Genomic DNA, 12,182 nt, shown 5'->3' with positions numbered 1-12,182 from the left:
TGGCTCTCCCGTACTTGTGGTGGAAAAGCCTATATTGATGAATTGACATTATTTGTATTCCTAAATAAAGGTTTACCCGAACCGGAAGTCAGCTAAGAATATAGCCCCGTTCAGCCGACAGAAGGAAAAGATTTGTCAGTTCCATCGTAACTATACTCTTGCTTTTGTCGAACTAAAGCCAAACCTTCTTGCAATGCAGTCAGGCGATCACCCATCCAGTGCTGTCCGGGAATTAAACCGGCAATACCTAAGGTTTCTAAGCGACGTTTTACTTTCCCGGTTGCGCCAACCACGATCACCTCTCGTCCGGCATCAATCGCCTCTTGAATGGCATTCTCGATTGCCAAAGAAGATGTTACTCCCAGGATAGGAACGTCACCTAAATCGACAATCAAAACATCATAGTTAGCAATCGCACTATGTTCTCTGGAAATAGCTTTTGCCACACCAAAAATCATCGGACCACTCAGATGGAACAGTAAAACTCGCCCGTTCGCTAAATCTAAAAATTGCTTTTCTTCCTCGGTCAGGACAATTTGATCATCAGCGTCAGTAATTGCTTTAACCGAATCAGATTGAAGTTGCTCAAGACGTTCAATCGTCAAGATATTCGCGATAAATACCCCAACAGCTACAGCTACCATTAAATCTACAAACACTGTGAGCGCTACCACACTGTAGACAATTCCGGCTGCCTTCCAAGAGATTTTGTGAACCCGTTTGAGAAAGCCCCAATCAATAATATTGATTCCTACTTTTAAAACAATCCCAGCTAAGACAGCCAGGGGAATCACAGACGTTAAGGGAGCAGCCCACAATACGACGATTAAAAGCACTAAAAGACTCCTGCCATCATGATGACGGTAAATGCCATTGCCAGACCAGTTTCAGCAGGATTATTAGCAGTTAGTTCGGCAATGACGGCGGTGACAATGACTGTCATGGGGCCTGTTGGCTCAGAAATTAGGCTCGGTGTACCGCCAAATAAAGCCGCAAAAAATCCGACTAATATTGCCCCCCATAAACCGGCAGAAGCACCGGCTCCAGAAGCGATACCAAACGCTAATGCCATCGGTAAGGCAACAACCGCCGCCGTTAACCCCCCAAGAATATCTCCTTGTACGTTACGGAAATGGATTTGATTGGTTATGTTCACGAGAATTTTTCCTCCATTTAAAAATCAAGCTGAATTTATAGATGTTGAGTTAACGAAATAGCAATACAGGAATATTGCTACTTCTCAGCAGTTGGGCAGTGATACTACCAATGACTAAATGCCGAATGCGGCTATGCCCGTAAGCGCCCATTAGTAAAAGACTGATATTTTGCTCGGTAACATAGTGAGCAATAGCTTTTTCTGGTTCACCTGCTATCAAGCTAAAAACTGGCTGAAATCCTCCTGTATACAACCATTCTTGAGCCTCATTCAGTGTGACCATTGCTGTTTGATCTGAGTTGCTTTTAGCCACCGTCAGCAGATGTATCTCTAAACTTTGAAAGACAGGAGAATCTCCTAAAAATTGCAGGATTTTTTTCCCACTTAGACTACCGTCATAGGCAACCAAAATGCGCTCAATCGGTTTAAATTCGCGGGGAGTAACTAAGCATGGCTTACTACTACTACGAATAATTCGATCTATATTGGCTCCTAAATGTCCCGATGCAAACTCTGCGGCTTCTCCCCGTTTACCTAAAACAATTAAGTCGGAATTTTCTTCAAATTCATGAAAGCAATCTACCAAAAATCCTATTTTGTTGGTTAAATTAAACTTTTCTACACCCTCAGCCTTGAGAAATTTAGCTGCATTTTGTAAAATCAACCTTGCCCGTTGATTATTCAGCTTTGCTTTTTCATGTTCTAAATTAACCAACTCATTCAGTAGTTGTTCTGAAGCACCAAGTCCAATACTACCGCTCAAGTTTCCAGTAGACGCTACTTTTTGACTGCGAATATCAGTAACAAATAAAACATTGATTTGGGCATTGAATTTGGTAGCAAACCAAGCTCCATATTTATAAACATTTTCAGCAAAAGATGAGCCATCGGTACAAAGCAAAATAGTCTTCATTATGGTTTTATCCCCTAAAAGTAAGAGGGTTAAAAGGCAAAATTTTACTGTTTTTTCAGGGTATCGGAGTTTTGATAAATTCCCAATTTATTCAGCAAGGTAGCACTAGCGTCATTCAGTCCAATTAGCTCCACTTCTACTCCATTGCGGCGAAATTTAAGTACCGCTTTATCGAGTACCTCCACTGCCCCCTGATCCCACAGGTGAGCATAGGTTAAATCAATGGTGACGCGCTCGACTAGTTCTGTAAAATCAAAAGACTCTAGAAACTCATCTCTGGATAAAAAGAAAATTTGTCCGGCTACTTTGTAGATGCAATGAGAGCCATCGTCACTCAGCACTTTATCCACAAAGACTAACTGGGCAATCTTGCGAGAGAAGAATACGGTACTCATGACGATACCTGTCACCACGCCGAGGGCAAAATTACGGGTGAAAATTGTCACAAACATCGTCGTTAACATAACAGCGGTTTCAGTGCGGGGGATGCGCGGGATATTTTTGAAGGATGACCAGCGAAATGTACCGATTGACACCATAATCATCACGGCGACTAGAGTTGCCATCGGCATTTGCTTGACCCAATCTTGTAAAAACAATATGGCAACTATCAGGAAAACCCCAGACGCAAGAGTTGATAGTCTTCCCCGTCCGCCAGACTGCACATTAATCACCGATTGTCCAATCATTCCACACCCCGCCATACCCCCAAAGAAGGCAGTAACCATATTGGCGATGCCTTGTCCTTTGGCTTCTTGGTTTTTATCACTGGGGGTATCGGTGAGTTCGTCCACCAGTGAAGCCGTGAGAAATGACGCCAACAAACCTACGATCGCTAAGGTCACCGAATAGGGCAAAATAATCCTGAGTGTCTCTAGAGTTAACGGGACTTGAGGCAGGGCAAAACTGGGTAGCGCAGTGGGTAACTCTCCCATATCCCCAACCGTGGGAACATCGAGCTTTAGTGCGATCGCGGCTATCGTCATCACCGCCAGTGCCACCAAGGGAGAAGGCACTGCTTTGGTAAAGCGAGGCAGAATGTAAATAATTGCCAAGGAAAGAACAGTCAGCACATATACAGTCGGCGGCACATTCGTCAGTTGGGGCAACTGGGCGAGGAAAATTAACACCGCCAACGCATTGATATAGCCAATCATCACCGCCCTAGGAATAAATCTCATTTGGCGGCTCAGTTTTACCACCCCAAACAGAACTTGAAAGACCCCTGTTAACAAGGTTGCCGCTAATAGATACTGCAAGCCATGATCTTTAACTAAATCAATCATCAGCAGCGCCATCGCTCCTGTGGCGGCAGAAATTGAACCGGGTCTACCTCCTAAAAACGCCGTCATGACCGCAATAATAAACGAGGCGTAAAGCCCGACTTTGGGATCTACCCCGGCAATGATCGAAAAGGCGATCGCTTCCGGAATCAGAGCAAGCCCCACAACTGCTCCTGCCATAATGTCGCGCTGAGTGTTAAAAAACCACTCTCGCCTCAGAATTGCCCTGTTCAAGTTTCCTCCTAAATGTAGCTGTCCGAAAAAAAGCAAGACTTTTGACGCACTTGGTTTGCTTCTCACCCATCATGCGATCGCGAGAGAAACAAGTACGATAAGGAGAAAATAAGCTGTTGCTAGCGCTTTAATTTAGAGACTTAAAGAGCGCACTGCACTAGCTAAATGCTATGTATTGGTGAAAACTCACAGCTTGCACCAGTGGCAACAATCCGCCAGTGGTTTTAAGCACTGTCTCATAGCTTAAGTCGTCTTTAGACGACTGGATAAGAGTTTTAGTCTACTTAAGCCGTAACGCCGGAGTTTTAACTCTGGGCGGGTGAGAGCAGCTTCCTGAGAACGGTGCAAAATCTCAGTTAACTCACTGACTGCAACGAGAACCAATCCAACTCAGACCAGCATTTACTCGCCAAGCTTTGTACTGGTGGATGAGAGCAACTTTTCGTCACAGTAAAACTTTAGTTCCACGCTAGGGTGGACAATTCCAAATACTTAGGGCTACTGAAGAACTCACTTTTTGCAGCATTACTTGCATCTGTTGCTGATGAATACCCACAAGGAAACTTATGGTTTGAAGTCAGCATATCACGACAAGTTTACAAGTTGCAATAAAAATATAATTTTCTCTTTGTCGCAGAAGTTGTGGGGCTTCTTGCGAATTCAGCTAAATCTCACGAACTCTAGCCACAATTGCCGCGATCGCATAAACTCTTCATCACTAACCACTCGAATCCCAGCTTGGCGCACAGATGCAAGATCGGGAGCGGGTAGATCGGTCACTAGACCTGCACCTCCATCTACCCATAGGGCTGTCCACAGCGCATCAAGGAGCGATAAAAGCACCAAGAGCAGTCCGAGAATAAACAGTAGAACGTTCACCGCAGTCTTAAATAATTCAACATTGAGATTCTGTACTGCGATATCTTTGCATGCAGAGCAGTTTACCGAACCTAACTAAAGGCATAAACTTAGAGGCTAGAGCCTTTGGGACGTAGTCTTTCCATGATTCTGGCTTCTGGATGTAACGGAGGTTACTGATTTGAGTCGGACTGAAAAGCTCCAAACAGTATTGGTCATTACAGCTATCTTTATTGGGCTAGCGTTAGGTCAAATATCTTGGTTCTCTGAAAATGCCGTTCATTTAATTGTCCCGGCTCTGATGGTGATGCTCTATGGAGTATTTCTGAATATTCCATTTAATCGCTTAGCGAATGCGTTTCAAAACTATAAAGTGACAGGGCTAAGTTTAGTAATAAACTTTCTCTGGACACCCGTTTTTGCTTGGGGACTTGGAGCAATTTTCTTAAGAGACACTCCCGATCTATGGGTAGGACTGATTATGCTGATGGTTACACCCTGTACAGATTGGTATCTTATCTTTACTAGCCTTGCTCAAGGCGATGTTGCGCTTGCCACTGCTCTACTGCCCTGGAATCTGCTCTTGCAAGTCATTCTCTTACCCGTTTATCTCTTGATATTTACTGGAAGCCTGATAGATATTGATGCAGCGATTCTGCTTGAAAGTGTGGTGTTGGTTTTAGTTGTGCCGATGCTTTTGGCATTTATCTCAAAGCGTTTAATCCAACCGCAAAATCGTATTTTGCACCGCTTGATACTAAAAATTGCTGCTAATCAATGGCTATTTCTTTGTGTGGCGATCGCTGCCATGTTTGCCTCACAAGGAGAGATTTTGATTGAACAACCTGAGTTGCTATTAAAAATGCTGCTCCCGGTCTTAATATTCTTCGTTATCAACTTCTGGCTAGGTCAAATCATTGGGCGTTTAGCTCACTTTAGCTATGAAGAAGTGGCTTGCTTTAATTGCACAACCCTTGCCCGGAATTCACCCATTGCCTTAGCGATCGCCACTTCTACTTTTGGAGAACGTCCCTTAATTGCCCTTGCCTTAGTCATCGGACCTCTGATTGAACTTCCCGTGATGGTTTTAGTTTCTCAGTCATTACTGCGGCTACGTCATCAAAAGGGACGTTTTTAGTTGCGAAATCCTCTTAACCTTGAAGTCGAATATAGGGTTTATAGTGGATTTAAACGTTAGAACTAAACGTCGAAGACTAGGTAAATGTGTAGTGACAAAAAAGATTAGGATTTTCACTTTTGCCTCAAGCCCTCACCGGACAAATTTAAACATTAGCTGCTCAGGGGCAACTGTCATTGTTTTGGATACCTGATAACCTTGGGTAAGGTAGATTTTGGCGAGCAAAGGCTTGCTTGGCACGGCGAATCAGATCGGTTTTATAGATAAATTCATCGCGGGCATCCATTGGGTAAGACCGCAGCTTGAACTGAGTACCCCAGAGTTGTTCTTGCATAACAACTAAAATGGGGAGCTTTAGCTGCGTATATTTGCTACTGTAAGCTGCCTGGTATAGAATCTGGATGACTTGTTCAGCATCTACAGTATGAGCAAAATAAAAGTCAGTGAGAACCTGAGCTTCTAGCTGTCCGCTGTTGGCATTGGAGACAGCTTCAGTCCAGATTTTGTTGTGGGGAATAGAGACAATGTTGTCGTCAGGAGTCTGGATTCGAATTTCACGCAAACCATAGTCCACCACTTCACCGTAATGAGCTTCAATTTGAATGCGATCGCCCACTCGATAGGTAGCTTCAAACAGTGCAACTACTCCTGCAATAATTGAACTCACGTAATCCTTAAAGGCAAATCCTAGGGCAATAGCGATCGTGCCTGTCAATGCGAGGAGGTTCTCCTGAGACAAGTTCAGAAACAGATTCAGGAGATAGGAAACCGTTAGGATCAAAATCAACCCTTTCAAAAAGGGCAAAGATTGTTTGATCAATAATCGAAAGCGGCGGGGAACTCGTTCTGAAATCCAGCTGGTGAGCGACTGAATGACAAATATGCTCCCATAAGCGATCAAAATAACGACGAGAGAACGAAAAATTTTTTGCAGCGTAATATTGGCAAGAACTCGTTGCGGTAAAATTTCCGATGCCTCGATTTGTGCCAACAACGCCGGCATTGTCTGAACAAAACTGATCAATTCAAAACCCGATAAACTCATGGTTAATCCTCGCCAACAAAAAAGTTATTATTCGTCAATTCAATCTTCAGCTTGGCATAATGGGCAGCACGTACTGATAGCATGCCATTGCTGCTAGCTAGTACCCCGGCTCGCAATAACCCCTGAATCTGAGCTTGGATTTGGCTTTCTGCTTCACCCAAGCTCAGGGCAAGATGGGTATGGCTCATTTGCCCATGAATTAGCAACGAATGAAGTAAATAGCGGTCAATCCCCGTTAATGATGGCAAACTAGGCAATGTGGGTGTAGTTTGACGTAAGGTAAAACGGGTTTTGTTGGTTGTCGCTGTCTCGCTCAAGTTCAATTGAGATAAATTACCATCCTCTAGTTGATCGCGCTCGATTCGTAAGCTATTTAGCCATACGCCAACGGCAATACTACTGACACCAGAGGATTGACTGGCAAGAGTCCTCCAATATGCCTGACCAAGATTATCTTCTGAGTCTTCTATCGCCTCTGGTTCAACTATCGTTTTGGCAATCGGGTTTAACCAGGTTTGAATCATCGCTCCATCTAGTTCCGGTAACGGTTTCACCTCGCTAAAATAGGCGCTAATCTGGCACACAAAATCCAGAAAATCCCAAGCCCAATGGTTACAGCCTATAACCCAAAAGCAATTGCGATTATGAATGATCATGTCTCGTAAGTATTCAATGCTATTCCAACCCCCAATACAGCGCAGAAAACATTGCTCCAGACAGGGAATCATCACCAATGTTTTTCGATCATCCAGGGAGTCTGCCTCAAGTAGACCGTCAGTATCCTTAGGGTTTTTAACATCAATCTGTGGGTAGGCTTGCAGGGCTTGCTGAATTTGTTGAGACATGATTAATGGATCATGAGGGCGCATTCGGTAAGGTAGAGGTGTGAATACCTCTACGGGGGGATTGTGCCAGGTTTGCAGACTATCGCTCAAAATTTTGGCAATTGGTTCTACGGGGCTGCCCAAAATGATCAAACTATTGGCGGCATCCAGGTGACGTTGCCAGTTTTCAACCCCATCGGTGATCGCCTCTTGCACTGTGGTTTGATAGACCTGACAACAGGGGAGTGCCTGGATTTTTTGCTCCAGTTGAGTCTGAATCCCATCGGGCAACTCAACCTCTTCATCCTCGATTGCTACTGCTGCTTGCGCCTGGGTAAACCACGACTGGAACTTTTGCCAAATTGAGTGAACTAAAGAATGAGTCATCAGGTTTCTCCAGATGATTCATAAGAAGGCTGTTTCATTAACAATACTGCTATAAGTTTTTGAGAAGCTTTAATTAGTGTAAATTCAAAAGGCGGCGGCGGCAAGTTGGCATTTCAGATTTATGTCTTTTGCTAGATTCGGTAAATTGCGCTTCAGGCAAAAATACACCGGAATGAAGTCTTAATCCCCGTCGCGGCGGCTGGGAGATTGCGGCTGCTTTTACAACGCTTAGCGGGATGTTTATGATTACGATGGTGGTTAGTTTCTTACTGTCTGTGATTGGAGGCGTGACGACTAAGCAATAACTTTATGTGCTAATACAGAGGAAGATACAACTATGCGTATCACTGATTAAGCCGAACCCGGATCGCTAACGTCAAACTATCATACCCACGATGCGACCTGACTTACAGGGACTAGAAATTACCCAAGGAGAACTCAAACATTTGAGTGGAGTAAGCGTTCATACCCTCCTGAAACCCCCAACTCTGCCCAAATTTATCGCAGAGATTGCTAAAACCCTTTTGATTATTCTGCTGATTAGTTTAACTGGGTTTGTGCTGATCCAGGTTTTTCCAGAACATTTTACGTTATTAATTTCTGTCCATTCCACTCTTGCCATTACTTTATTCTTAAACGATATTCGCAAAATTGCCATTAGCCGCAAATGTCGCAATTTAGTCAGACTGTTTGAAGATGTGCACCGATTTAATCGGGTGATTAAAGCCATTGATATTAATGATAAAATTGAAGCCGTCGGCAATCCTGGTGTAAGCTTAAAAAATCGAGGACAAGTCATTCAGGCACTTCGGCTAACCCGTGACGATATTATTCGAGCCTTGAAAACTGAACGAATTCTGAGAGAAAATGCCCGATTTATCAAATACAATTCTGAACTATTTGATAATAATCTCATGGCATTGACAGCTTTACAAGTTAGCGATCAAGCTACGGAACATGGACGTTTACTTAATGAAGCGTTACAGATTGTTGTGGATGTGCGACAGGAAATGAAAGCGTTACAAAATCGGCACTTATAAACATAAAATTTTGAATTCCTCGTTTCCATTTCCTTGACGAATGACGAATGACTAAGACTTTTTCAAAGCGTACCCTAGTAACCAAAACAATAATATAGCAATGAGCGCGATCGCGGTGGATATAGGCGACTTAGAAACAGTAATCACCACACTGATAACTGCAACAAGTAGGAATATTACCTGTGAAATTAATATTAGCGGTCGCTTTCCGATAAAATTGCGACTTTGAAACGCGGCTGGACTTTTCAATTGTAACCACCAGTAGACGAGTTGTAACGATTTATTCACAAATTGATAGCTTAAAAGCCCTTGAAGTTTATTCGCACGTCGCTTTCCTAGAGTAGTAATCATAATATCTCGCAGGATTAAAGCCGCACGAGTCGCAAGATTTGCCAGCACAATTCCGGGAATATCTTTTAAAATAGTTTCTTTACCAATCCGGTATTGATTGCGAAAGAAGTCTTCTTTGGCTTGAGGCGAAAACCTACCAATAGCATCTTTGGCTAATTTTCCCGCTGCTAAAGTATTCACCGTTTTCTCAAAATAACCGGGAACGGGTTGATAGCTTGGTGGTTCATCACCGAGTTGAGTCAGTAATCGTTCCACATCATCCGGATCAGTCGGTTTAACCCGCTGGCGATTCCAGGTTAATTGTTCGCTGATTTCATCTTCAATCACGGTTTCTAAGTCAGTCATTAAAATTGAGCGATGACCTTCTAAAACCAGATCGTCTAAAATGATATGCATCGCTGCATCAGACAGGTTTGGCTCAGCTAATAGGCGAAGATGGGATTTTAGTTTCTGGCGAGTGTTGACTGTGCAATCGGGGAAACAGTCTTGAATGAGTTGTTCGATGTATTCATCTTCTGTACATCCTTCTTTGTAGGTTTGTCGCGCCAAAAAACGTGAAAAATTTTGCACCGATTCACGGGTAACTAAGGCTTCAACAATGCGATTGAGTCCATCCAATCGCCCCCACAACATATCATTGGAACGCCAGGATTTCTTAAAAAATCCGCCAAAAGCTCGAAAGGTATCCCCCGCTAATTTATCATCTAAGGTTTTCCCCTTACCTAAACCTAGCTGAGCATCATCTGGACTAAAGCGGATTGTCTCAATGATATCTTTTTCGGAAAGATTGGTTAAATATTCAAAGGGATAAAGTACCCGATCTAAGTGACAGAAATTTTGATAACGATTGATAATATCGTCACAATGAATGAGGTTACTATTTTTAATTAATGTTTCTGATGCCTGATCAATTTGATAGAGAATGGAGCAAAAGAGTTCACTACAGTTGTCCGACTCGCTATCCTGATATTTTTGAGCCAACCAAATACGATTAAGGAGTGATGGGTCATTATCGAGTTGACGAATTTTTTGCTGGAATTGTTCAATAATACTGGAAATCTGTTTTTGCGGTAACCAGTCCCTCGGTTTTTCCTGTAGTTGGTCTAATTCTAATCCTAACTGTTCTGCAGCGGTGGGTAATGTCTTAAAAAAGTTGGCGGGAACGAACTCTAGGCGATTTTGGTCTAAGCCGGATGGGGAGAGGTCATCTAAACCATCCGCATCCAAGAAGAAGCGGTGCAAACGCAAGAGGCGATCATAGACTTGCTTGCGCCACTGTTGTTGAAATTCCGAATCCGAATTTTCTAAACTTTCCTCTAGTAAACTGTAGAAGGATTCACTAACTTGAGTATGACTGAGTAATGTATCTAAACTAAAGCGAATAACTTCTAGCAGTTTAAGTTGTCGATTTAAACGACTGACAAGTAATCGCTGCTTATTATATTCAACGATATCGGTTGTTTCATCGAGATGTTTAAAGAGCTTATCAATAATATAGAAATGCTTCCTCAAGGCATAGTCTATATCAAGATTACGAATTTGCTGACTGGCTTGTTGAAGAATTATGTCTTTATCTTGACGGTCTGCCGGGGTAGTGATACCCGCTATTAGCTGTTGTCCTGTTTTATCTAAAATGACTTTTTTATCCTCCCCTGAAGCCGTGGTTTGCTCTCGATCCATGCGTAAAATCAGGGGGAGGATGCGATCGCGCAAACCAATCAGGCGACTGCGGAGGTAAATCTCTTCATTAACGGTAATTTCGTTAGCTGTACCCGGTTGGGCTGGGTCTTTTGTTTCTACACTGGTGAGTAAGCTATTATAGCGGTAGATTTTATCATTTTGGGCTTGGATTAACTCCAAATCGTTGCTAATGCTTTCATAAGTCGGGAGTCCGACTAACGCATCCTGAAGCACTTCCCAGGTGCTAGGCTTTGCCATCGCATTAAATTTGGGATTTCCCAAGAAGCGATCGGGATTGGGGTCGATATAAATCAGCTTGCGATCGACGGGACGGTTAGCGGTGCGAAAATAGATATCTTTAATCGTGTAACTAAACGGGCGATTATCCAACACTCCACCATCAATAAAATGGAGTTGATAACCCTCTTTTGGTCGTTGTTCTGGTAAGTCACGGTTCTCCAATTGTCCCCATTGGATCAGTCGCTGATCGACATCATTTGTATCTTCCTTTAAACCCACATTAACCGATGGAAAAGCCACGGGAAAGCATGAGGTAATTCGACAGAGTTTTGCCAGGGATTGATAGGTTTGTTCCGGAGTCCGACTTAAATCTGCTGGGTCACTATTCGGATTAAAGGGTTCGTGGCGTCCTTGACGATGCTTGAGGCGAAAAATCTGGCGGTGATTTTTGACTTCAATGACTTGACCGGTATCGTCAAATACCTGGGAAATGCGTCCCAGCATATCGGTTCCGGTGACGAATAAATCGAGTTCATTAAACTCAGATACCCACTCTCCCTCTGGCGCATCCGTGCGATTATAAATGCCTTTTTCAAACGCTTCCGCTAGGGCTGTTTGATAATACCCTGCACCATCCAAAACCGACTCCCGTTGGGTTTCCTGGGTTGAGGGGTGATGCATTAATTCGCGGATATTCCCACTCTCACGCCAAATTTGCCCAAATTCTTGAAAGTCAACAACGGCGTCTTTGGTGCTATTGGCAAGGGCGTAACTCAGCAACACGCCATTAATACCGCCGGCTGAGGTTCCGGAGAGGATATCCACAACAATATCCGCATCCGTTAGGGCTTTAATCAGCTTATAGATACCTCGACCCCGTACAGCATTATAGAATTCGCGGCAGATACCATTCATATAAATGGCGAGAGAAACACCACCATAAACGACGAGTCCTAAGCGATGTTCGCGACGAAATTCCGGTTTTGGGAGGGGGTGACTGGGGGTAGGCATCGTGCGATCGCGTCTTGAGGTG

The 12,182-nt window shown here is 43.5% G+C and carries 8 protein-coding genes and 1 pseudogene; 2 read left to right on the top strand and 7 right to left on the bottom strand.

Features of this window, described 5'->3' with window-relative positions:
• Positions 1-110 precede the first annotated feature (110 nt).
• The 4 genes and pseudogenes from ACLGGO_RS01630 to ACLGGO_RS01615 form a co-directional block, all read right to left on the bottom strand.
• Positions 111-1,156 (bottom strand): annotated as a pseudogene (locus ACLGGO_RS01630) (SulP family inorganic anion transporter).
• A 49-nt stretch (positions 1,157-1,205) separates the two neighbouring features.
• Positions 1,206-2,069, bottom strand: a complete 864-nt coding sequence (locus ACLGGO_RS01625; RefSeq protein ID WP_446335628.1) for a universal stress protein — start codon at positions 2,067-2,069, stop codon at positions 1,206-1,208.
• A gap of 44 nt (positions 2,070-2,113) precedes the next feature.
• On the bottom strand, positions 2,114-3,532 hold the full coding sequence (locus ACLGGO_RS01620; protein ID WP_446418036.1) for a SulP family inorganic anion transporter: 1,419 nt from the start codon (positions 3,530-3,532) through the stop codon (positions 2,114-2,116).
• A 714-nt stretch (positions 3,533-4,246) separates the two neighbouring features.
• Entirely contained in the window at positions 4,247-4,465 is a 219-nt protein-coding gene (locus ACLGGO_RS01615) for a hypothetical protein (protein ID WP_446418035.1), read from the bottom strand.
• Positions 4,466-4,625: 160 nt separating this feature from the next.
• Between ACLGGO_RS01615 and ACLGGO_RS01610 the strand changes: the two genes are divergently transcribed.
• Entirely contained in the window at positions 4,626-5,582 is a 957-nt protein-coding gene (locus tag ACLGGO_RS01610; RefSeq protein WP_446418034.1) for an arsenic resistance protein, read from the top strand.
• Between the two features lie 160 nt (positions 5,583-5,742).
• Here the strand turns inward: ACLGGO_RS01610 and ACLGGO_RS01605 are convergent, their stop codons facing one another.
• Complete coding sequence (locus ACLGGO_RS01605) at positions 5,743-6,627, bottom strand: mechanosensitive ion channel family protein (protein WP_446418033.1); 885 nt, start codon at positions 6,625-6,627, stop codon at positions 5,743-5,745.
• Positions 6,628-6,629: 2 nt separating this feature from the next.
• Positions 6,630-7,838, bottom strand: coding sequence for a MarR family transcriptional regulator (locus ACLGGO_RS01600; RefSeq protein ID WP_446335633.1), 1,209 nt, complete (start codon positions 7,836-7,838; stop codon positions 6,630-6,632).
• A 395-nt stretch (positions 7,839-8,233) separates the two neighbouring features.
• Here ACLGGO_RS01600 and ACLGGO_RS01595 point away from each other — a divergent pair, with 395 nt between their 5' ends.
• Entirely contained in the window at positions 8,234-8,878 is a 645-nt protein-coding gene (locus ACLGGO_RS01595; protein ID WP_446418032.1) for a hypothetical protein, read from the top strand.
• Between the two features lie 51 nt (positions 8,879-8,929).
• Here the strand turns inward: ACLGGO_RS01595 and ACLGGO_RS01590 are convergent, their stop codons facing one another.
• Complete coding sequence (locus ACLGGO_RS01590) at positions 8,930-12,160, bottom strand: patatin-like protein (RefSeq protein ID WP_446418031.1); 3,231 nt, start codon at positions 12,158-12,160, stop codon at positions 8,930-8,932.
• Positions 12,161-12,182: the final 22 nt, after the last annotated feature.

Source organism: Coleofasciculus sp. (genome assembly GCF_046565525.1).
Taxonomy (GTDB): Bacteria; Cyanobacteriota; Cyanobacteriia; order Cyanobacteriales; family Coleofasciculaceae; genus Coleofasciculus.
This window is presented reverse-complemented; position numbering and strand designations above follow the sequence as displayed.

Bases quoted from the DNA above. Each gene is read 5' to 3' on its own strand.
- ACLGGO_RS01605 (WP_446418033.1), bottom strand. From the start codon at position 6,627: ATGAGTTTATCGGGTTTTGAATTGATCAGTTTTGTTCAGACAATGCCG.
- ACLGGO_RS01620 (WP_446418036.1), bottom strand. From the start codon at position 3,532: ATGGCAGGAGCAGTTGTGGGGCTTGCTCTGATTCCGGAAGCGATCGCC.
- ACLGGO_RS01600 (WP_446335633.1), bottom strand. From the start codon at position 7,838: ATGACTCATTCTTTAGTTCACTCAATTTGGCAAAAGTTCCAGTCGTGG.
- ACLGGO_RS01590 (WP_446418031.1), bottom strand. From the start codon at position 12,160: ATGCCTACCCCCAGTCACCCCCTCCCAAAACCGGAATTTCGTCGCGAA.
- ACLGGO_RS01595 (WP_446418032.1), top strand. From the start codon at position 8,234: ATGCGACCTGACTTACAGGGACTAGAAATTACCCAAGGAGAACTCAAA.
- ACLGGO_RS01625 (WP_446335628.1), bottom strand. From the start codon at position 2,069: ATGAAGACTATTTTGCTTTGTACCGATGGCTCATCTTTTGCTGAAAAT.